At 38.3% G+C, this 22,556-nt stretch carries 17 protein-coding genes, 1 pseudogene and 1 riboswitch; all 18 genes and pseudogenes read left to right on the top strand.

Annotation, left to right across the window (positions count from 1 at the left end; all coding sequences use genetic code 11):
* Positions 1-87 precede the first annotated feature (87 nt).
* The 18 genes and pseudogenes from AC4GZ8_RS21510 to AC4GZ8_RS21595 all read left to right on the top strand — a co-directional run bounded on the left by AC4GZ8_RS21510 (position 88) and on the right by AC4GZ8_RS21595 (position 22,539).
* On the top strand, positions 88-1,050 hold the full coding sequence (locus AC4GZ8_RS21510) for an alpha/beta hydrolase (protein WP_491083959.1): 963 nt from the start codon (positions 88-90) through the stop codon (positions 1,048-1,050).
* A 422-nt stretch (positions 1,051-1,472) separates the two neighbouring features.
* Positions 1,473-2,801, top strand: a complete 1,329-nt coding sequence (locus AC4GZ8_RS21515) for an MFS transporter (RefSeq protein ID WP_491083992.1) — start codon at positions 1,473-1,475, stop codon at positions 2,799-2,801.
* A 34-nt stretch (positions 2,802-2,835) separates the two neighbouring features.
* Entirely contained in the window at positions 2,836-4,194 is a 1,359-nt protein-coding gene (gene gudD / locus AC4GZ8_RS21520; RefSeq protein ID WP_491083960.1) for a glucarate dehydratase, read from the top strand.
* A gap of 159 nt (positions 4,195-4,353) precedes the next feature.
* Positions 4,354-5,055, top strand: coding sequence for a FadR/GntR family transcriptional regulator (locus AC4GZ8_RS21525; protein WP_491083961.1), 702 nt, complete (start codon positions 4,354-4,356; stop codon positions 5,053-5,055).
* A gap of 245 nt (positions 5,056-5,300) precedes the next feature.
* Positions 5,301-6,317 (top strand): mannonate dehydratase, encoded by a 1,017-nt coding sequence (locus AC4GZ8_RS21530; protein WP_491083962.1) that lies wholly within the window; start codon positions 5,301-5,303, stop codon positions 6,315-6,317.
* 17 nt (positions 6,318-6,334) lie between these two features.
* Positions 6,335-6,841, top strand: a complete 507-nt coding sequence (locus AC4GZ8_RS21535) for a tripartite tricarboxylate transporter TctB family protein (RefSeq protein ID WP_491083963.1) — start codon at positions 6,335-6,337, stop codon at positions 6,839-6,841.
* A 12-nt stretch (positions 6,842-6,853) separates the two neighbouring features.
* The gene (locus tag AC4GZ8_RS21540) at positions 6,854-8,359 is read left to right on the top strand and encodes a tripartite tricarboxylate transporter permease (RefSeq protein WP_491083964.1); all 1,506 of its coding nucleotides are present in this window, start codon (positions 6,854-6,856) and stop codon (positions 8,357-8,359) included.
* Between the two features lie 64 nt (positions 8,360-8,423).
* Entirely contained in the window at positions 8,424-9,425 is a 1,002-nt protein-coding gene (locus AC4GZ8_RS21545) for a tripartite tricarboxylate transporter substrate binding protein (RefSeq protein WP_491083965.1), read from the top strand.
* Between the two features lie 171 nt (positions 9,426-9,596).
* A complete protein-coding gene (gene kdgD / locus AC4GZ8_RS21550) occupies positions 9,597-10,535 on the top strand; it encodes a 5-dehydro-4-deoxyglucarate dehydratase (protein ID WP_491083966.1) in 939 nt (312 codons plus the stop codon).
* Between the two features lie 37 nt (positions 10,536-10,572).
* Positions 10,573-12,036 (top strand): alpha-ketoglutaric semialdehyde dehydrogenase GucD, encoded by a 1,464-nt coding sequence (gene gucD, locus AC4GZ8_RS21555; RefSeq protein WP_491083967.1) that lies wholly within the window; start codon positions 10,573-10,575, stop codon positions 12,034-12,036.
* A 52-nt stretch (positions 12,037-12,088) separates the two neighbouring features.
* A pseudogene (locus AC4GZ8_RS21560) lies at positions 12,089-13,335 on the top strand (nickel pincer cofactor-dependent isomerase, group 22).
* 116 nt (positions 13,336-13,451) lie between these two features.
* On the top strand, positions 13,452-14,984 hold the full coding sequence (gene garD / locus AC4GZ8_RS21565; protein WP_491083968.1) for a galactarate dehydratase: 1,533 nt from the start codon (positions 13,452-13,454) through the stop codon (positions 14,982-14,984).
* Positions 14,985-15,085: 101 nt separating this feature from the next.
* Positions 15,086-16,417 (top strand): hypothetical protein, encoded by a 1,332-nt coding sequence (locus tag AC4GZ8_RS21570; protein WP_491083969.1) that lies wholly within the window; start codon positions 15,086-15,088, stop codon positions 16,415-16,417.
* Positions 16,418-16,613: 196 nt separating this feature from the next.
* Positions 16,614-17,891: an MFS transporter gene (locus tag AC4GZ8_RS21575; RefSeq protein WP_491083970.1), complete on the top strand. Its 1,278-nt coding sequence runs from the start codon at positions 16,614-16,616 to the stop codon at positions 17,889-17,891.
* Positions 17,892-18,056: 165 nt separating this feature from the next.
* Positions 18,057-18,452: a VOC family protein gene (locus AC4GZ8_RS21580; protein WP_491083971.1), complete on the top strand. Its 396-nt coding sequence runs from the start codon at positions 18,057-18,059 to the stop codon at positions 18,450-18,452.
* 201 nt (positions 18,453-18,653) lie between these two features.
* A riboswitch (cobalamin riboswitch) is annotated at positions 18,654-18,848 on the top strand.
* A gap of 195 nt (positions 18,849-19,043) precedes the next feature.
* A complete protein-coding gene (locus AC4GZ8_RS21585) occupies positions 19,044-20,030 on the top strand; it encodes an ABC transporter substrate-binding protein (RefSeq protein ID WP_491083993.1) in 987 nt (328 codons plus the stop codon).
* Entirely contained in the window at positions 19,993-21,060 is a 1,068-nt protein-coding gene (locus tag AC4GZ8_RS21590; RefSeq protein ID WP_491083972.1) for a FecCD family ABC transporter permease, read from the top strand. Before AC4GZ8_RS21585 ends, AC4GZ8_RS21590 begins: the two co-directional genes overlap by 38 nt.
* A complete protein-coding gene (locus AC4GZ8_RS21595) occupies positions 21,061-22,539 on the top strand; it encodes an adenosylcobinamide amidohydrolase (protein ID WP_491083973.1) in 1,479 nt (492 codons plus the stop codon).
* Positions 22,540-22,556 lie beyond the last annotated feature (17 nt).

The following is a 22,556-nucleotide window of genomic DNA, read 5'->3' on the forward strand; positions in this document are numbered from 1 at the left end:
TTGCAGGTATGTATTAGGCTTGCTGAAAAAGAAATTAACTCAATCGTAAAAATAGGAAAAAAGTATAAAAATCTGGAGAGTGTGCGCATGAAAAAGAAACTCATTATTTTTGGTTCAATTGTGACCCTGTTAGTAATATCGTATTTTCTGGTGGGGAACTACTTTTATAATTTCGCATTAAATGTTGATCGCGAAAAAGAATTTTTAGAAGATAATCCTCATTTAGAGGAGAGTAAGGCAGTAGTAGCCTCAGTCGCAGAGGGAGAAAAGCTAGCTGATGATTTGTTTACTAAAGAGCATAAGCCTGCTCAACTTAATATCATTTCTTCTGATAAGCAACAATTAAAACTGAATGCTTATTTATATGAAAATAACCAGACTCAACATAAATGGGCGATCGTTGTTCATGGCTATAATGGCAATGCAAAAGGAATGACAAAATACGTACGAAACTTCTATGAAAGAGGCTACAATGTTCTTTCACCAGATCTTCGTGGACACGGAAAAAGTGAAGGGGATTATATTGGAATGGGCTGGCCAGACCGTAAAGATATGTTACTTTGGATTGATCAGATTATCAAAAAAGATCCGGAAGCAGAAATCGTATTATTTGGTGTATCAATGGGTGCCGCAACTGTCATGATGACCTCTGGAGAAAAATTACCGGATAACGTGAAAGTGATTGTTGAGGATTGCGGCTATTCTTCAGTTAGTGATGTCTTTGCTTACCAATTAGATGATCTTTTTGGTTTACCTGAATTCCCAGTCATGAATGCAGCAAATAGCGTAACAAACATTCGAGCAGGATATGATTTATATGAGGCATCCGCAGTGGAACAAGTAAGTAAAAGCGTTACACCAATGTTATTTATCCACGGTGATGCTGATACGTTTGTCCCGTTTGAAATGATGAATGAAGTGTATGAAGCAGCAAATGTTGAAAAGGAAAAGCTTATTATACCAGAAGCAAATCATGGGGATGCGGAGAAGGTAGATCCAGAGATTTATTGGAACACGGTTTGGGGCTTTGTAGATCAATATATAAATTGATTGATAGATACCATGGATAATCATATAAAGTTAGGTGTTGTCTTTAACAGGCATACACCTTATTTATTTCAACTGGAAATCACCGAGGTATTGGGTAAGTTTCCGTTGATGGGTTTATTGTATGTGTAAGACAAATAGAATGAAGATTAATTGTTAATTTTTCACTTTATAACAAATCAAACAATTTAGTACACATATAAACACAATTTTCACTTGCAGAAAAGACGTTGACATCTGTTTTTATTTGTCTTACAATTAGACAAAAATATAGATTTTTTTAAATTATCAAAAAGAGGTGTGATTTTTAATGTAACTTAGACAAAAATGGCTGACGGGTGTATCAGAATTATGTAAGCGATGTCATTCAAGATGAGGGAAGTGAAGCTATGGGTGCACCAGAAAAAGTGATAAGTACTTCACCAATGATTCCTGCAACAGAAAAAAGGACACGTACACGTTGGTTTATTGTTTTTATGCTCTTTTTAGTAACTGCCCTTAATTATGCGGATCGGGCCACGTTGTCAATTGCCGGTTCTGATATGTCTAATCAGTTAGGATTGGATTCTGTTATGATGGGGTATGTTTTCTCGGCATTTGCTTGGTCATATGTTGCGGGACAAATTCCTGGAGGGTGGCTACTTGACCGCTTTGGCTCAAAAAAGGTTTATTTTTGGAGCATTTTCCTTTGGTCAGTTTTTACCCTTTTACAAGGATTTATCGGCGTTTTTGGAACAGCAGGGACAGCTGTTATGGTGTTATTCGGTCTACGTTTTTTAGTTGGACTATCTGAGGCACCATCTTTTCCTGCAAACAGTCGAATTGTTGCATCATGGTTTCCAAGTCATGAAAGGGGTACAGCAGCAGCAACATTTAATTCAGCGCAGTATTTTGCGACCGTTCTCTTTGCTCCAATTATGGGTTACATTACATATCAATTCGGTTGGGAATATGTCTTCTACTTTATGGGTGTGGTTGGTATTATTGTTGCTTTTTGTTGGCTAAAAGCAATATACAGTCCAAAGGATCATCCGCGAATTAGTAATGCTGAGCTTGATTATATTGAGGCAGGCGGGGCCTTAATCAATATGGATCAAAAGGTAGAAAACGAGAAGAAGGAAGAGAAAGGGGCAAACTGGAATAATATAAAAAAACTATTATCTAATAGAATGCTGTTAGGAATTTACCTTGGTCAATATTGTATTACAACTCTAACCTATTTCTTCCTTACATGGTTTCCTGTCTATCTTGTCCAAGAAAGAGGCATGACGATTTTAGAAGTAGGTTTTATTGCTTCCCTACCTGCAATATGCGGCTTTTTAGGCGGGATTCTTGGGGGAATATTCTCAGATTTCTTGCTTAGAAAAGGGGTTTCTTTAACCATTGCTCGTAAAACACCTATAGTCATTGGAATGGTCTTGTCTATGAGCTTGGTAGCTGCCAACTATGTTGAAGCTAGGTGGATAGTGATTTTTGTCATGGCGTTAGCATTTTTCGGCAAAGGATTTGGAGCACTTGGCTGGGCTGTAGTGTCTGATACATCTCCAAAAGAAATGTCTGGTGTTAGTGGCGGACTTTTTAATACATTTGGTAACATTGCAGGGATTACGACACCGATCATTATCGGATATATTATTGCCACTACTGGTTCCTTCAACGGTGCACTTGTGTTCGTCGGTGCAAATGCACTTGTTGCTATCTTTAGCTATTTATTCCTTGTAGGTGAAATTAAGCGTGTTGATTTGAAAGCTTAATAGAAATTAAATGGATATGATGGGAGAGAATGAAATGGAAAATCAACTAGTAAAAGAAACAGTAAAAACTGGTGCGCCTATAATTAAAGATATGAGGATTATTCCTGTTGCAGGGCATGACAGCATGCTTTTAAATTTAAGCGGTGCCCACGCGCCTTTTTTCACACGTAATATTGTCATTTTAAAAGATAACCATGGAAATACAGGTGTTGGTGAAGTACCAGGCGGTGAAAAAATCCGTCAAACATTAGAAGATGCAAAACCTTTGATTATGGGGCAATCAATTGGAACTTATAACAATATTTTAAATAAAGTTCGTCAGCAATTTGCAGACAGAGATTCAAGCGGACGCGGCCTCCAAACATTTGATCTTCGTACGACGATTCATGCTGTAACCGCTTTAGAAGCAGCACTCCTAGATTTAGTTGGTCAATTTTTAGGTGTGCCTGTAGCAGCTCTGCTTGGTGAAGGCCAGCAAAGGGATAAAGTTGAAATGCTTGGCTATCTTTTCTATATCGGGGATCGTAACAAAACTGACCTTTCGTATGTAAGTGACCGGGAAGCAGAGGATGATTGGTTCCGCCTTCGTCATGAAGAAGCGTTAACCCCTGAAGCCATCGTTCGCTTAGCGGAAGCTGCTCATACTCGTTATGGGTTTAATGATTTTAAATTAAAAGGAGGTGTCTTCCGCGGGGAAGAAGAAATCGAAGCTGTTACTGCTTTAGCAGAATGCTTCCCTGCAGCTCGAATCACACTCGATCCAAACGGGGGGTGGTTACTGGAGGATGCAATTAGATTATGCCGTGATCAACATCATGTTTTAGCATATGCTGAAGATCCATGTGGTGCAGAAAACGGTTATTCTGCCCGCGAAATTATGGCCGAATTCAGACGTGCGACAGGTCTTCCAACCGCAACAAATATGATTGCAACTGATTGGCGTCAAATGGGGCATTCCATCCAGCTTCAATCAGTCGATATTCCTTTAGCAGATCCTCATTTCTGGACAATGCAGGGATCTGTTCGAGTTGCACAGATGTGTCATGAATGGGGATTAACATGGGGCTCACACTCGAATAATCATTTTGATATCTCTTTAGCAATGTTTACGCATGTTGCGGCAGCAGCTCCAGGAAAAATCACCGCAATTGATACTCACTGGATTTGGCAAGATGCCCAGCGCTTGACAAAAGAACCGTTTCGTATTGTAAATGGTATGGTTGAAGTTCCGACAAAACCGGGATTAGGCATCGAAATCGATATGGATGAAATTGAAAAAGCTCATAAGCTTTATAAAAAAGAAGGTCTTGGTGCGCGTGATGACGCAATCGCTATGCAATACTTAATTCCTGGTTGGAAGTTTGATCCGAAAAAACCTTGTTTAGTCAGATAATCGTTAAAAGTAAGCATGCGTTACTTAGGGTAACGCATTTTTTACCTTTGAATGGTTCGATTTAAACAACATCAGCTAAATCTTGACAACTACCAATTATTGAATTACGATTTAGTAAAATTGTCATACAATTATACATCGAAGAAAGGAGGGGCAACAGTGGAAAATAAAAGTGTTGATATTAAATCCCTAAGTCGTAAAACGCTTTCTAACCAAGTCATAGATGAAATTATCTCGTTACTCACAACAGGCCAACTCAAACCAGGTGATCGCATTCCTTCCGAATTAGAATTAATGGAAATCTGTAATGTAAGCAGACCTGTCATAAGGGAAGCGATGACATCGTTAGAAGTATTGGGGATTGTGAACAGAAAGACCCGTAATGGCACATTTTTCTCTGACAAGGTTGGAAGTAAGCCATTTTCAATGATGCTTGCACTTTCCGCGACAGATCTTTATTCCATTATTGAAACGCGTGTTGCGTTAGAGCTTGGATTAATAACATTAGCAGCCGAAAAAATAACAGATGAAGACTTAGCAAAGCTTAATGATTTGATTGAAGAGATGAAAGGTCTCCCAACGGAGGATTCTTCAGAAGTTGATAAAGAATTCCACAAGGTAATTGCTCTTTCAGCTAAAATTCCTCTGTTTGAATCAATTATTGAACCATTGCAAAGCTTTCATCAAAAAGTATTAGAACAAATTCCTTTAGAAGACCGAAATTTAGAGCAAACCATTCAATATCATATTGATATTTATAATGCCCTTAAAAAGCGTGATCCAATCGAGGCATATACAAGTATGTACCGTCATTTAGATTTCGTGAGAAAGAAAGCCCTAAAAAATTTGAAAGCTAAATAGATAAGTGTCTTTCCGCTTAAACATAAACCCGTAATTGAGATTATCTCATATTCGGGTTTATTTTTTTAACTGCAAGAAAAGGATATAAAATTCAAACAAATTAGAATTTTATATTTTTATGGTTGACTATACATTTTTATTGTCTTACAATTAAAATGTAATATCTTATGAATTACTTCATGCGAGTGATAAATGTAAGCGGATACTTCGTTTTTCTGCAAATATAACATAGGGGGGAAATAAAGATGATGAAAGTGTCAGTAACGACGACTAAATTTGATTTAACTGATGCTGAATTACGACAAATGTGTCAGTTAGGGGTAGATTGCATTGATTTTGGTACAGGATCGTCATTTCCTGGTGTAAAAGAACAAGGTTATCCTGATCTGGATGTACTGTTGAAAATGAAACGCAAAATCAGATCATTTGGACTTGATATTAACCGCGTCACATTGCCGGATCTTTCAAATAAATTTATGAACAATGAAGAGGGTAGTGAAAAAGAGATAGAAAACTCGGTAAATGCAGTGAAGGTATTTGGGGAAGCAGGAATTAAGATTGTAAGACAACGATTTGCTGGAGATACCTATAATTACATGACAAAGAGCTACAAGGCAAGACAAAGAGGAGGCGCGATTGCACGTGGTGAAAGCTTAGGGTTTAACAAAGAACCTTATGAAACTCCAACTCTAGAAGAACATGAAAAATGGTGGGGCCGTTTTCGTTACGCCTATTCAAAAATTGTCCCTGTATGTGAAGACTATGAGGTGAATTTAGGAATGCATCCTTCTGATTCACCAAATCATGATACACCTTTTGGAGGCCTGGGCTATCGACGAATTATGGATGAATTCCCAAGCAAAAATGTTGGCTACATCTATTGCATTGGAACTCGAGCAGAAGAAGGTGGAAGTCCGCTGGTTTTAAATGAAATCAATCATTATGGTAGAAAAGATCGTATTTTTCTCGTTCATTTCCGTAATGTAAGAGGAAGCTTGCCTACAGCAGGTGCCTTTGAAGAGGCGTTACTAGATGACGGAGATATGAATATGTTTAAGATTTTACTAGAACTTCGCAAGGTTGGATATAATGGCTGTTTAAATCCTGACCATGTTCCAATGATGGAAGGGGATAATCCGGATCTTGATGGAAACTGGGCTCATTCAAATATTGGCTGGAGTTATGGTAGTGTAGGCTTTGCTTATTCGATTGGTTACATTAAGGCATTGCTAGCAGCTTTTGTTGAACTCGAAGGAAGATGATAGAGGAGGAATGAGAAATGGCAAGACTCAATAAAGATATATTTGCAAGCGCTTTCTTTATTGTTTTTTCTATTGGGATGTACATCGCCTCCAACAGTATTATAAAGTTAACTGTCTCTAAGGTTGGAGCCGACTTTGTACCAAAACTAGTGGCAATCGGAATGTTGATTTTAAGTGTTTTCTATTTGATTCAATCGATTAAAAAACAGATAAGGATAAAAAATGGAGTAGACAAAAATGCTCCAGTTGAAAAAGAAAACGAAACAGAAGAGAAGAAGAAAATCAGTCCACTATCTGTAGTAGCAACAGTCGGGTTATTAGTCCTATATATTGCTCTTTTGCCTTATATCGGCTTCCTTATTACGACAACTGTTTATTTATTTTTTCAAATGTATTTACTTGCGGCTAAAACAGAAAGAAAAATACCTATGTTTGTTGTCATATCGATTATTACTTCTGTATTTATCTACTTTATTTTCAAATACGTGTTCTACTTAATGCTACCAGCTGGAATTCTAGGGTAAGGGGGGTTCAACATGTTTGATTTATTTATTGACGGATTTTCCTCCGTTTTAAACGTTTCAACAATTGCTTATATTCTTGGAGGTGTCGCTTTAGGATTAATATTTGGGTCTATTCCAGGTTTAACTGCTACAATGGCGATTGCTATTACACTGCCGATCACTTTTGGGATGGAACCGATCGTGGCGATGGCTTTACTGATGGGGTTATACATAGGTGGAGTTTCAGGTGGACTTATTCCTGCCATCCTATTAAATCTGCCAGGAACTCCATCTTCAATTGCTACGACGTTCGACGGGTATCCGATGGCCAAAAAAGGTCAAGCGGGACCTGCATTTGGCTACGCGATTCTTTTTTCCTTCTTAGGAGGATTGCTTAGTATTTTTGTGCTGATGCTACTATCTCCACCACTAGCAAAATTGGCACTAAAATTTGGTCCTTTTGAGTATTTTGCCATTACAATCTTTGCGTTAACAATGATCTCTAGTTTGTCAGGTGATTCATTAATTAAAGGATTACTAAGTGGATTATTTGGCATCTCATTAGCAATGGTTGGTTCTGCCCCAATAGATGCTTTCCCAAGATTTACATTTGGCTTCAAAGACCTTAATGCAGGTTTTCAGTTATTACCTGTACTAATCGGTTTATTTGCCGTATCGGAAATCATTAAATCTTCTGAGGGAAAGCTAGGAAAAGGACAGTCAGTTCAGTACAAATTAAAAGGTTTTGGTTTTTCGGTCCGAGATTTTTTCAAACAAGGCTGGAATGGGTTACGTTCAGCGCTAATTGGGATTGGTATTGGAATTTTGCCTGGTATTGGCGGAGGAACAGCCAATATTATTGCTTATGTTGCCGCAAAGAACCAATCAAAGAAACCTGAAAAATTTGGTACAGGAATTCCTGATGGTATTGTTGCTTCTGAGACATCAAACAACGCGGCTGTAGGCGGGGCGCTTGTACCTTTAATTTCGTTAGGTATTCCTGGAGATACGGTTACTGCCTTGCTTTTAGGAGGATTAATCCTTCACGGACTAAGCCCGGGACCACTACTAATCGAAAACAACGGTGATGTTGTCTATAGTATTTTTGCTGCATTAATTATCGCAAATATCTTCATGATTGCCTTGCTTTTCTGGGGAATGAGACTTTTTACGAAGGTGTTAAGCATCCCGCAATACATTCTTTTACCAATTATCCTTGTACTTTGTGTTGTTGGAGCAATTGGTGTAAATAATCGTTTATTTGATGCAGGAGCTCTCTTATTTTTCGGAATTCTTGGTTATGCCATGTTGAAATTCAATTTCCCAATCACACCCGTGATTTTAGGATTTATTTTAGGTCCGCTTGCTGAAACAAATTTACGAAGAGGACTTATGTACTCAAAAGGCGACTTTACACCATTCTTAACAGAACCAATCGCTGCCACATTTCTAGCTTTAGCAGTTCTATCAATTCTTTTCAAAATAAGAAGTAATTATAAGAAAAAGAGAAATATAGATTCAAATTCAATTGGAGCTTAAGATGTGCCCTCAAAGTTGTATTATAGGAAATTTTCTATAGATAAAAAATTCTAGGAGGTCTATTATGAAAAAAACGTTTAAAGGGATTATGGTGTTGATGACGACGATATTAGTTGCGGCATTGTTTGCTGGATGCTCACAATCGACTAGTAATGAGGGCGAAACTAGTAGTAGTAAAGATAGTAGCGGTGGAAGTGATTATCCGTCAAAACCAATTACAGTTGTCGTACCAGCAGGTGCAGGTGGAGATACGGATGCAAATGCAAGATTACTTGGCAAATATTTAGAAAAGGAATTAGGTCAGCCAGTTGTTATTTCAAATGTAACTGGTGCAGGTGGTACAGTTGGGGCAAATGAAGTATTAGATGCTGATTCTGATGGATATACAGCTTTGTTTTTCCATAACTCCTTATTGTTAAACAGAATTATGGGTCTTACACAAGATAGCTATGATTCTTTTAAACTTGCAGGAATTGCCGTATTAGACCAAGGAAATACATTTATGGTGAAAGCTGATTCTAAATTTAAGGATCTTAAAGACATGGTTGAATATGCGCGTCAGAATCCAGGAGAAGTTTCCATTGCAACTGAGGTTGGGGGATTTACACACCTCCAGTTATTAGCCCTACAAAAAGACCAAGGGATTGAACTAAATATTGTTGATGTCGGTGGAGCAGCAGAAAAAGTAACAGCGCTTTTAGGCGGTCATGTGGATATCGTTCCAACTTCTTTAGGATTAGTAAACAACTATGTAGATTCTGGAGATATGAGATCTCTTGGTATTATGTCAAGTGAAAGAGTGGATCTCATGCCGGAAGTCCCAACATTTATTGAGCAAGGTGTAAATAGTGAGTTTGAAAAATTCTTCTTCTTTGGTTTCAATCCAGATACACCAGATGAGATCGTTGATGCTTTTTCAAAAGCTGTTGAGAAAGTAGTAAATGATGAAGAATATGTGAAAGAAGCAGAGAAATTCCTTGTCACACCAACTTATATGAACCCTAAAGAGGCATTTGACTATATGAAAGAAACAGAAGTAAAATATATCGAACTAAATAAAGAGTAATAGATTTAAATTCTGTGCTCATAACAAGTGTTTTTGTTATGAGCATCATTATTTCAATTTTTGATAAAAAATTCCAGTATTCTAAGTTGACAATTAATTTTAATTGTCTTACAATTTTAATTAATTGTAAGACAATTAGACAATTATAGGGGATGAAAGGGATGAATGTAGATGAAGTTAAATAGGAAGGCACCAACAGGAATTTTAGGATTTCCAACAGCACCATTTAACAAAAACGGAAATATTGATGAACAAGCGTTAGCAGAAAATATTCATTTTTTAATAGAATCAGGGCTTTCATCAATTTTTATTGCATGTGGTTCAGGGGAATTTCATGCATTGAATAAAGCAGAATATCAAACAATGCTTGAGGTTGCTGTTGCTGCTGCAAACCGTAGGGTTCCTGTATATTCAGGTGTCGGAGGATCCATTGCAGAGGCTGTAGAGTTAGCTAGACTTTCAGAAAACCTAGCGGTAGACGGATATTTAATCCTGCCTCCTTATTTAATTGAAGGTGAACAAGAAGGGTTATATAACTATTACAAAATGATCCTTAACAGCAGTGAGTTAAATGCAATTCTTTATCAACGCGATAATGCCGTCTTACAGCCGCCAATATTAAAGCGTTTAATAGATGAGTTTCCTCAGATTGTCGGTGTAAAAGATGGTTATGGAAATATGGAACTAAATCTAGAGTTAACACAAACAATTGGTAATCGAGTGGAATGGCTAAATGGCATGCCTTTTGCAGAAATTACGATGCCAGCATATAAGGGGATTGGATTTAATTCATACTCCTCAGCGATGTCAAACTATATTCCACATATTTCGAAATTATATTATGACGCATTATTGGAAGGTAATAATCAATTAGTGAATAAGATCTATTTGGATGTACTCCTACCGATTAACCATATTCGAAAGAAACGCAAAGGATATGCCGTTTCCCTAATCAAAGCCGGAATGGAAATTATGGGCTTGCCAGTAGAAAATACAGTTCGACCACCTTGTATACCAGTTGAAAAAGAGCATTATGAGCAATTGAAGATCATTATTGAAAATGCATTAGAAAAATATCCGATTCCAAATAAAGAAGCCAGTAAATTTTAAGATCAATTTTGTTTTATGAAATAAAGGAGGAAAGAATATGGTTGTTGAAATTAAAAATAAAACATACAAAAACTTCATTAATGGAACTTGGACAGAATCTTTAAGTGGAGAAGTCCAAAAAAGTACCAATCCTGCCAATTATAAAGATGTTGTTGGTTACGTACAAATGTCAACAAATGAAGAGGTTAACCAAGCTGTATCTGCTGCAAAAGAAGCACAAAAGTTTTGGAGGAAATTAGCTGGAAGTGAAAGAGGCGCTTACTTATACAAGGTAGCTGATATCTTAGAAAAACGATTAGATGAAGTAGCGGAAACGATGACACGTGAAATGGGCAAAACGTTGCCTGAAGCAAAGGGTGAAACTGCTCGTGGTGTTGCGATCCTTCGTTACTATGCTGGAGAAGGTATGCGTAAAGTTGGTGATGTGATTCCTTCAACAGACAGCAAAGCATTAATGTTCACAAGCAGAGTACCTTTAGGAGTAGTTGGGGTAATTACACCATGGAATTTTCCAGTTGCAATTCCAATTTGGAAAATGGCACCTGCCCTTATTTATGGGAACACAGTCTTATTAAAACCAGCTCAAGAAACAGCTGTTACAGCTGCAAAAGTCATTGAATGCTTTGAGGAAGCTGGCCTTCCAGGAGGGGTTGTTAATTTTGTGACTGGCTCCGGCTCTATTATCGGTCCGGCAATCACCAACCATCCAGATGTGAATGGAATTACATTTACAGGATCTAATAGTGTCGGAAAGGGTATTGGTCAAGCGGCTTTAAACCGCGGGGCAAAATACCAACTTGAAATGGGCGGGAAAAATCCTGTTATCGTTACGGAAGATGCTGATTTGGACCTTGCAGTTGAAGCAACAATTAGTGGAGCCTTTCGTTCAACAGGACAGAAATGTACAGCAACAAGCCGTGTCATTGTAGAGGAATCAATCTATGAAACATTTAAAGAAAAACTAATAGAGAAAACAAAAGAAATTACAGTTGGAAATGGACTGCAGGATGGCATTTGGATGGGGCCATCTGCAAGTGAAGGACAATTAAACACAGTTCTTTCCTATATTGAAAAAGGAAAACAGGAAGGGGCAAGACTGGTTGCTGGTGGAAATCGTTTAACAGGTGGTGATTATGACAAAGGCTTTTACGTAGAGCCGACGATTTTTGACAATGTCACATCTGATATGACCATTGCCCAAGAGGAAATTTTTGGACCAGTCATTGCGCTTATTCAAGTCAAATCAATCGAAGATGCGCTCACATTGGCAAATGATGTTCAATATGGTTTAAGCGCTTCAATCTTCACAAGTAATATTTCAAACATGCTTTCTTTTATTGAAGATATGGAAGCAGGACTTGTGCGGATCAATGCTGAAAGTGCCGGAGTTGAACTTCAAGCACCTTTCGGAGGCATGAAACAATCAAGCTCACACTCTCGTGAACAAGGAGAAGCGGCCAAGGAATTTTTCACGTCAATTAAGACAGTGTTTGTAAAGTAAGCCTTATAGATGACAAGAGTACTGGAAAGTGAAAGTTGGATGGTGTCCTTATATGAGTGTAATTGAAACACTAGTAAAAGATATCCCGATCCCTAAAATGGTCAAAGTAAAACAGCATTTCTATGCTCCAGAAGTTCCTGATGTTGCGGAAGCTGTACACCATTCAATCAAGGATAAAGGAGTATTAGCGAGAATTTCGAAAGGTGATTTAGTTGCGATTGCTGTAGGGAGCCGCGGAATAGCGGATATTCCCATTTTAACAAGAGAACTCGTTAGAGCGGTAAGGTCTGCAGGCGGCAAACCATTCATTGTTCCGGCGATGGGCAGTCATGGCGGCGCTACAGCAGAAGGGCAGCGAGAGGTGTTGGAAAAATTAGGAATCACCAAGGGATTCACCGGTGCACCAATTAAATCAAGTATGGATGTTGTGGAACTAGGGAGATTGCCAAAGGGACTCCCTGTCTATCTCGATAAACATGCATATGAAGCTGATAAAATTATCTTCATCGCACGAATAAAATCACATACCGCATTTCGCGGCCCACATGAAAGCGGTCTGGCAAAAATGGTTACGATTGGACTCGGCAAACAAAAGGGCGCGGATGCGGCACATTCCTATAGCTTCAAATATATGCAGAGCATATACCTGCTATGGCTAAAATCGCGTTAGCCAATGCTCCTATTATCTTTGGACTTGCTACAATTGAAAATGCCTATGATCGGCCGGCAAAAATTGTAGCTGTTCCTGCAGAAAACATATTCGAAGTAGAACCAGAATTGCTGCTTGAAGCCAAATCCCTTATGCCGAGTTTGTTGTTTAATCCGATTGATGTTCTTGTTGTCGACGAGCTTGGGAAAGATATTTCAGGAAGCGGGATGGATCCCCATATTACCGGACTGTATCCTACTCCATATGCAAGCGGAGATCAAAAAACTACAAATATTGTTGTTTTGGATATTACAGAGCAAACACACCATAATGCAAATGGGATTGGGTTGGCTGATATCACCACGCGGAGGGTATTTGAAAAAACAGCTTGGGCTAAAGGTTATGCTAATGCCCTGACTAGTCTCGTAACAGATGCTGTCAAGTTTCCTATGTTCTTAGATACCTCGGAATTAGCAGTTAAAGCAGCGATCAAAACAGCCGCTGTCGTTGATAAACCGAAAGCTCGCGTAGTACGAATAAAAAACACCCTTCATGTGAAAGAAATTTATATTTCAGAGAGTTTACTAGAAGAAGCAAGAAAAAATGAAAAGATTATGGTACTAGGGGAACCTGAATATATTGAATGGTAGTTTTTAATGTTCCGTGTATTTTTTAGAAAACCTTGTCGAAAGTCGTAGGAGGGATGTTTGTCATAAACGTCCCTCAGCTATTTCTTCCTAATTAATCGCTAAGGAGGCAGCTTCATATGGCATTAAAAGAAACAAAAGAAATACCACTCTATATTAAAGTAAATCCCCAAGACAACGTAGCCATCATCGTTAATTCGGGTGGTCTAAAAGAAGGAACAGTATTCCCATGCGGTCTAAGATTAGAGGAACATGTTCCTCAAGGTCATAAAGTGACCTTAACAGATTTGGAGAAGGACGAGGCGATTGTCCGCTATGGTGAAGTGATTGGATATGCAAAATCCAAGGTCAAGAAAGGAAGCTGGGTTAGGGAATCTTTAGTAAAGCTGCCAACACCACCAGAATTAGATGATCTTCCATTAGCAACTAAGGTACCCGAACAACTTCCTCCATTAGAGGGCTATACGTTTCAAGGATATCGAAATCGTGATGGCAGTGCAGGGATAAAAAATATCCTTGGGATTACCACAAGTGTCCAATGTGTTGCAGGTGTATTGGATTATGCAGTGAATAGAATTAAAAAAGAAATTCTTCCATACTACCCGAATGTCCATGACGTTGTTGCAATAAATCATACATATGGGTGTGGGGTAGCGATCAATGCTCCTGAAGCAAAAATCCCAATTCGGACCATCCAAAATCTCGCGACCCATCCTCATTTCGGCGGAGAGCTGATGGTCGTCGGTTTAGGGTGTGAAAAGTTATCACCAGGCCGATTAGTGCCAGATGGAGATCTAGAAAAAATTATTTCCTTGCAAGATCAAAATGGGTTTATCAATATGATTGAACTGATTATGAACATGGCAGAAGAGCGATTAAAACCATTAAATGAGCGTCAAAGAGTCACATGTCCCATATCTGATTTAGTTGTAGGATTACAGTGCGGAGGGAGTGATGCGTTTTCAGGTGTAACCGCAAATCCTGCGGTTGGCTATGCTGCTGATTTATTAGTACGGGCAGGAGCAACCGTTTTATTTTCTGAAGTAACAGAAGTAAGAGATGCCATCCATTTATTGACACCAAGGGCTGTGAATAAAGAAGTTGGTCAGGCACTTATAAATGAGATGAAGTGGTATGACGACTACTTACAAAGAGGAGAGGCCGACCGGAGCGCAAATCCATCACCAGGCAATAAAAAAGGCGGGTTAACCAATGTTGTTGAAAAATCGCTAGGCTCGATTGTAAAATCAGGAAGCTCTCCTATCGTCGGGGTAGTGCCACCAGGTGAAAAAGCAAAGCAAAAAGGGTTGCTCTTTGCGGCTACTCCAGCTAGTGACTTTGTATGCGGGACGCTTCAATTAGCATCAGGAATGCATCTTCAAGTATTCACAACTGGTCGTGGAACCCCGTATGGCTTGGCAATGGCTCCAGTAATTAAAGTGTCGACAAGAAACACTCTAAAGGAACAATGGAAGGATTTAATTGATGTAAATGCTGGCCCAATTGCAACAGGTGAAGCATCGATTGAAGAAATTGGTTGGGAACTCTTTCATTTCATCTTAGATGTTGCAAGCGGCCGCAAGCAAACATGGGCTGAACATTGGGGGTTGCACAACGATTTAGTCTTATTCAATCCTGCTCCTGTAACATAAGCGTTGATCGTTAAGGCACACCTTTTTATAGGTTGCCTTTCTCTTTTTATCAGATTACGAGATTTGTTAAAAGAATAAGGTAGTAAAGGAGGTGAAGCGTTTTGCGGAGTTATCTCATATTATCCATGTGTTTTCTGTTTCTCATTCAATACTTTCTTGACCAAACATGGCTAGGATATGTTGTGGTCGTTTTTGTGATCGTTGCCTTTATAGCCAGTGTCATGAAAGCGAAAGGCGTTCCAAGATTCATAGGCACCATCATGATGGGAACGGGTATCGGGTTAGAACTTTATAAAGGAGCAGGAATTGACGGGATTAGTGAAGGAATTCTATTAATCTTGCCTTTGCTTTGTTTAGTAACGCTTGCGCCACTCCTTTCGATCCCACTTAAGCTTGGTGGATATTTTGAAGCCATTGATATACTTTTACGTAATTTATTACATCACCCAAAACGTCTTTTTGCTGGGATTACAACCTCCTTATTTATTTTAAGTCCGATCTTGAGCTTAGGTTCTGTCCGTTTGATTAGTGAATTTCTTTCAGATTTAAAGCTACCATCAGCTATGTCGGCAAAAAGCTATCTCATAGGATTTTCAACAGCAATCTTATGGTCGCCATATTTCGCTTCAGTCTCATTGGTCCTATACTATTTGGATATGCCTGTAGGGAACTATATTTTATATGGTATTGGATTATCTGTTTTATCCTTAACAGTAGGAAATATATTGTTTGCTGTTTGGGAGAAACGACATCCGATTGAAAATCAAACAGTACCAGAAGTTCCTTTGGGAAAAAAAACGAAGAAACAGCTTATCCAATTAGCCTTATTCGTTTCCCTTCTTATGATCGTCTCCTTAATCATTGAGTTTATTACCCAATGGTCCATGATTGTGATTGTTTGTATGATTTCGTGTATTATGCCAATCATATGGGGATTTTCAACAAAAAGCTGGACAAAATTGATTCCGTTATTAAAAAACTACCGAGACCAATCCGTGCCGATAATGAATAATGAAATTATGCTGTTCAGCAGTGCAGGATTATTAGCACACGCATTACAAGGAACTGAATTAGCCAATCAAATAAGTGATTTTTTAACAATAGCGGCGAGTCAATCCTTTTTATTATTTGCTTTATTTGTTATCTTGCTTGTTGTTATTACCACGTACATTGGAATTCATCAAATCGCAGTCATTGCCGCACTAGCGATGCAATTAAATGCAGATCAGCTAGGAATCAGCAATCTATCTCTTGCGATGCTTCTTTTGCTTTGTTGGTCAATTTCAACTGCTTTAAGCCCATTTTCTGGATTGAATTTAATGGTAAGCAGAATTGTAGGAATATCAGGATTCGACGCGGGTATACGCGCAAATGGATTACATCTAATTGTCATGGCCGTGATTGGGATTGGTATTATTATGTTTATAAATTAAGGCACTTTTAGTAATGCCGGAAAATCTCAAAAGAAAAAAACAATTTTAAATTTAATACCGAATGATCTCACCTTTATCATGAAGGTGAGATTTTTTAGGGTCCCAATCACCTTACCATGAATGACGAAATCATAACAATCCTTGGAAAAAATAGCTTATAATAATCATAGAAACTAAAAAACAGGAGCATACACAAATGAACAAACAAAACAGCAAGTACAGATGGGTCGTTTTTGCTTCGGTTCTTTTCACTTATTTTCTAATTGTAAGTCAAAGAACAGCACCAGGTTTAATTACAGACCAATTGATGAGTGATTTTAAGGTGACAGCTGCAACAATTGGGTTCATCGCGAGCATTCAATTTTTTGCGTACGCAGGCTTACAAGTTCCGATTGGCATCTTGTCTGATCGTTTTGGACCTAATTTTTTTCTTATTGTCGGGACTTTTTTAACAGGGATCGGTACGGTGTTGTATAGTCTTGCACCAAATGATTCCGTTCTTCTTATTGCGAGATTAATCGTCGGAACAGGTGATTCAGCCATTTGGGTAAATTTAGTGTTGATTTTAAGTCAGTGGTTTAAAGGGAATGAATTCATCAAATTACTTGGTATGGCAGGAGTATCCGGAAGTCTTGGGTTCTTGTTGGCAACCGTACCATTTTCACTCTGGATTGGCTTAATGGGTTGGAGAACTTCTTTTTTAACTATGGGCATCCTTTTATTACTATGTGGAATTCTTCTATATGTTGTCCTTATTCTTAATCCAAGACGAATGATTAAAAACAATATTTCACTAGACTCGAGTCCTAAAAGAACATCTAAGCCTGAGAAAACCATGGTAATTTTAAAGCGGATTTTTTCAAATCGCCAAGCATGGGCAGCCTTTTTCTGTCACTTCGGTGCAGTTGGTACATATGTCGGCTTTATCGGCTCATGGGCCGTTCCGTATGGCATGTATGTGTTTGATATGTCATTGTCTGCTGCTAGTCAATTTGTTATGATCGGACTTTTTGGGGCCATTATTGGTGCACCATTATCAACGATGATTTCAAGTCGGCTGAATTCAATCAAAAAACCCTATATGATTATCCATGCAATGATTTTTATATGTTGGGCTTCCTTTCTACTATTTAGTGGAAAACCACCACTTTTTATGCTCGTTGTCCTCTTTTTCATGATTGGCTTTGGAAATGGTGCAAGTGCTTTAACTTTCGCAGTTGTACGCCAATCATTTGACACAAAAGAAGTAGGAGTTGCTACAGGTTTTGCAAACATGGGAGGCTTCTTAAGTGCAGTTTTATTACCGGGCATTTTTGGAGCTGTGTTGGACTCTTTTCAAGCTTCAGCAAGTCATGTTGGTTATTTTTACGGCTTTATGATTCCTGTGTTGTTTTCAATGTTAGGTTTGTTGGGAGTTTTTCTCATAAAGGAACAACCTCAGGAAGTAATGCAAACAAAAGAGCTCACCTTTTAATAAAAGCTATCTGTTGATTTTTTCAAATGTTGATATGGAAAGAAATCAACAGATATCCTTTTTTTTACAAATATTTCTTAATAAAGAAGGAGTACCCATGCACTAAGGAGAAATACATACTCGTAACAAACAGTACAAAATACAAAACAGGTCAAGGAGGATATGATGGGTAGATTAATACATTTCGAAATTCATGTTGATGACATGGAACGCGCTAAAAAGTTTTATGGAGATGTATTGGGTTGGACATTTGAAGATTGGAGCGACTACGCTGGAATGCCTTATTTCGGCGCAGTGACAGGTGATGCGAACGAACCCGGAATTAACGGAGCTTTAATGCAACGCCAAAGTGCTTCTCCATCTCAAGACCACCCGCAAAATGGTTATACATGCACGATGGTAGTGGAAGATTTAGATTCTACTGAATCTAAAATTCTAAACAATGGAGGCAAGGTTGTTAAGCCAAAACATGCTTTGCCTGGAATGGCATGGCAAGGGTATTATATGGATACTGAAGGAAATATTTTTGGCATTCATCAACCTGATGAGAACGCAAAATAGACTTTAATTCTTATCAATGTTAGAACCTGCTCTCCCATTGGGAGCAGGTATTTTTTATTTGTACACTGTAATCAATTTATCACAATGGACAAAAATACTTTAAAAGGCAAACTATCTTTGATACAGATATATAAAAAATTCACTTTATCTATTTTACAAACCACCAAGACTATACTATACTCACTAATAGAAAACAAAAAAATGAATATAAAACAAATAGGTTTCTTTCATAGAGATATGTAAGACTAAGAGGGAAGTTTGGTGTAAATCCAACACGGTCCCGCCACTGTAATCGAGAAGGAAGGTTATACAAGATCCACTGTGTAAAAGCATGGGAAGGAGAAACCGACCGCTATATTCGTAAGTCAGGAGACCTGCCTATTTGTTTTTTTAAGCTTCCTCGAGGAAAGGAATGTTTAAAGCGCTCGTAATCTCTTATTGTTAATGCTATTATTTATATAGTAGATTGCATGTTTATACATAGAATGAACAAGAGATCATTGAAATAGACGCCTTTAATCAACGCTTTCCACAGGAATAGCGTTTTTTTGTGTTCAAAAAAGAAAGGAAGAATGAAAAATGAGTACGTTTATGAAGAAGTGGGGTTTATTAAGTATTGTTCTTCTGTTAAGCATGTTCATGATTGTGGGATGTGGGTCACAAGAGGACAATACGCAAGGAGAACAGAATTCAGAGACTGGGACAGCACAGGAAGAAGGCAATACAGTAAATGGACAGCCATTTCCTGTCACAATAACCGATGATGCCAACCAAGAGGTAACGATTGAATCTGAGCCAGAATCAATTGTCTCTATTCAAGCAAGTAATACTGAAATTGCATATGCGCTTGGATTAGGAGATAAAATTGTAGGTGTATCCGATTTCTGTAACTATCCTCCAGAAGCTCTAGAGAAAGAAAAAGTTGGCGGACAGGACATCAATATTGAAAAGGTTCTTTCCCTTCAACCAGATCTTGCGTTAGTAACCGATTATCATTATGAAACACATCCTGACATTTTAAAGCAGCTTGAAGAAGCAGGAACGAAAGTAATCGTTGTTGGTGATACATCTTCATTTGAAGAAGTATATAAAAATATCGAAATGATTGGACAAGCAACAGGTACTGAAGATAAAGCAAATGAAATCGTGACAGATATGAAGGATCGCCTTGATGTTGTGAAAGAAAAAGCAGCAGAAATTACAGACAAAAAGAAAGTATGGGTAGAAGTTTCTCCATCACCAGATATCTTTACTACAGGTAAAAACACGTTTATGCATGAAATGCTAGAATCAATTAATGCCATTAATGCTGCAGAAGATCAAGATGGTTGGGTAAAACTAACAGAAGAGGAAATTGTCAAATTAAATCCTGATGTGATTATTACAACCTATGGCTATTATGTAGAAAATCCAAGTGAGCAAGTTTTAGCACGTAAAGGATGGGCGGACGTACCTGCGATTAAAAATGAACAGGTGTTTGATGTTGATAACGATACTGTTACAAGACCAGGCCCTCGTTTAATTGAAGGAGTCGAGACACTTGCGAAGCTTATTTATCCTGAAGTGTTTGAAAAGTAAGATTACGTGGCTGTATATTCTAAGCGGAGGGTTTGTACTTAGTACAGCCCTCCTTGGCTTATTTATTAGCAGTGTGCAGGTGCCCGTTACAACGATTTTACATATTATATCCGACAATACCATAGGTTTTGGCTGGTTAGAACAAATACCCAAAAACGAAGAAATGATTATTTGGAATATTCGTTTACCAAGAGTACTTCTTGGATTTTGCGTTGGAGCTTCTTTAGCATTAGCAGGAGCAGCTTTTCAAGGGCTTTTACGCAACCCATTGGCAGATCCCTATACAATTGGGGTGTCATCTGGAGCGTCTCTTGGTGCGGTGTTTGTTATTTTTTTTCAGTTTTCCATCATCGGCTTAGGAAACTTTACTCTTCCAGTTGTCGCGATTATTAGTGGATTTCTAACTTTGTTTCTTGTTTTTGGGCTTGTAAAATTAAGCAGCCGCAACCTTGCAATTGAAACGATTATCTTAGCAGGCATTATTGTGAGTTCTTTTATAGGGGCAATCGTTTCACTCATAATTTCTTTAAGTGACCGAGATTCGATGACACAAATTATTTATTGGTTATATGGAAGTGTTGGAATGAGAAACTGGACACATGTTCAACTAATTGTTCCTTTTATGGTGCTTGGTTCCTTAATCTTATTTTTCAACCATCGAGAGCTGAATGCGTTAGCCCTTGGCGAGGATGCCGCTGATCATATTGGTGTTGATGTGAGAAAAAGGAAGATTTTCATCTTAATTGGAGCCTCCTTATTAACAGGTGCTGCTGTGGCGGTATCTGGTTCGATTGGTTTTGTTGGACTTGTGATACCACATCTTATTCGGCTCATAACAGGTCCAAATCATCGTCATGTCCTTCCTTTGTCAATGCTTGTTGGAGGAGCTTTTCTTATTTTAGCAGATTTAGTTTCGCGTACGATTATCGCACCTAAGGAATTGCCGATTGGTGTGATTACAGCCCTTATTGGGGCACCAGTATTCGCACTTTTATTAATTCGAGAACGTCTTGGGCGGAGGGGATCATAAATGTTAAGAATTGAAAACTTAGTAGGTGGCTACTCGAATCCGCCCATTATTAATGGAATCGATGTTGAGATTGGACAAGGAGAATTTTTTTCACTCCTCGGACCTAATGGAAGTGGAAAAACAACGATTTTTAAGCTAATTACTGGTCAATTGCCGATAATGGATGGGGAGGTCTTCTTATCAAATCAACCAGTTTCCAGACTTTCAAAGCTTGATAAGGCGAAGAAAATGGCTGTTCTCACACAGGAAGCAAATGTATCATTTGATTACACCGTCGAAGAAATTATCGCGCTTGGTCGTTATCCACATCAAAAAGGCCTACTTAAACAGTTATCAAAACAAGATGTAAGGATAATGGATGATGTCATGGATATGACTAACATTGCTCATCTAAAGAACATACCATTTCGTATGATTAGTGGCGGAGAAAAGCAAAGGGTGTTATTAGCAAAAGCTTTAGCTCAGGAGCCGGAAATATTACTGTTAGACGAACCAACGAACCATCTGGATATTAAGCATACTTTTCAAATGCTTGATTTATTAAGAGAACGACAAAAAAGCATGGGGTTAACGACATTTGCTATTTTACATGATTTAAATGTTGCATCTCTATATTCCGATCGAATCGCTTTGCTTCATCAAGGAAAATTTTTAGAAGTTGGAGATGTTGAAACGCTAAGAAAAGTGGATCAGCTAAAAAAGGTGTACGAGGTAGATGTAATCCCTCAATCACATCCGACGATTCCTAAGCCGCAGTTGTTAATGACACCAAACCATACCATTTCACAACATTCTATAGCTTTTAAAGAGTCATATAAGATTAAACAAACGAAAGAATATGTACATGTTCAATTCAAACACCAACTGAAAACCATTTCAAATGGTGTAATTGGCGAAGGAATTCAATGGCTCACTCACTTTTGTAATTTTCATGTAGAGAAAAATTATCATTGTGATGATCCTGTAAAAGATGTACAAGACTGGATGACAACATTCAATATCCCTTTTGAGCAGGCTCTTGGCATGATGACAGCTGTTGTGTTAGAGGATGCTGTGATTATCGAGGAAGAAATTGGTGGTATTTCGATGCTAGCAATCGTAACGGCAGGTGTCGGAAATGCGGTTGATATTTCAAAGCAATCCATTTCTAGTGCGGTCCAAACGATTGGAACGATCAATACCATGCTATTTATCGATGCCCATTTTACAGATGGTGCCCTTGTCAATGGATTAATATCTGCAACAGAAGCAAAGGTAAAAGCTTTACATGATTTAAAAATAAAAGATCCGCAATCCGGAACCCTCGCGACTGGAACATCAACAGATGCTCTTGTCCTCGGTTTAACGCAAAAGGGTGACAAAACTCCTTATGCTGGATCAAGTACTGTTGTTGGTCAAGCAATTGGTCAGATAGTGTATCGTGCGACATATGAAGCAATCAAAAAATATTTACATCGAGTTCATAAAGGGCATTGTTAAAAAAAGTATCAAAGGTG

The sequence above is a fragment of the Metabacillus sp. RB-C-LZQ-3-1 genome (assembly GCF_058315175.1).

Bases quoted from the DNA above. Each gene is read 5' to 3' on its own strand.
- AC4GZ8_RS21510 (WP_491083959.1), top strand. From the start codon at position 88: ATGAAAAAGAAACTCATTATTTTTGGTTCAATTGTGACCCTGTTAGTA.
- AC4GZ8_RS21515 (WP_491083992.1), top strand. From the start codon at position 1,473: ATGATTCCTGCAACAGAAAAAAGGACACGTACACGTTGGTTTATTGTT.
- gudD (WP_491083960.1), top strand. From the start codon at position 2,836: ATGGAAAATCAACTAGTAAAAGAAACAGTAAAAACTGGTGCGCCTATA.
- AC4GZ8_RS21530 (WP_491083962.1), top strand. From the start codon at position 5,301: ATGATGAAAGTGTCAGTAACGACGACTAAATTTGATTTAACTGATGCT.
- AC4GZ8_RS21535 (WP_491083963.1), top strand. From the start codon at position 6,335: ATGGCAAGACTCAATAAAGATATATTTGCAAGCGCTTTCTTTATTGTT.
- AC4GZ8_RS21540 (WP_491083964.1), top strand. From the start codon at position 6,854: ATGTTTGATTTATTTATTGACGGATTTTCCTCCGTTTTAAACGTTTCA.
- AC4GZ8_RS21545 (WP_491083965.1), top strand. From the start codon at position 8,424: ATGAAAAAAACGTTTAAAGGGATTATGGTGTTGATGACGACGATATTA.
- kdgD (WP_491083966.1), top strand. From the start codon at position 9,597: ATGAAGTTAAATAGGAAGGCACCAACAGGAATTTTAGGATTTCCAACA.
- gucD (WP_491083967.1), top strand. From the start codon at position 10,573: ATGGTTGTTGAAATTAAAAATAAAACATACAAAAACTTCATTAATGGA.
- garD (WP_491083968.1), top strand. From the start codon at position 13,452: ATGGCATTAAAAGAAACAAAAGAAATACCACTCTATATTAAAGTAAAT.
- AC4GZ8_RS21575 (WP_491083970.1), top strand. From the start codon at position 16,614: ATGAACAAACAAAACAGCAAGTACAGATGGGTCGTTTTTGCTTCGGTT.
- AC4GZ8_RS21580 (WP_491083971.1), top strand. From the start codon at position 18,057: ATGGGTAGATTAATACATTTCGAAATTCATGTTGATGACATGGAACGC.
- AC4GZ8_RS21585 (WP_491083993.1), top strand. From the start codon at position 19,044: ATGAAGAAGTGGGGTTTATTAAGTATTGTTCTTCTGTTAAGCATGTTC.
- AC4GZ8_RS21595 (WP_491083973.1), top strand. From the start codon at position 21,061: ATGTTAAGAATTGAAAACTTAGTAGGTGGCTACTCGAATCCGCCCATT.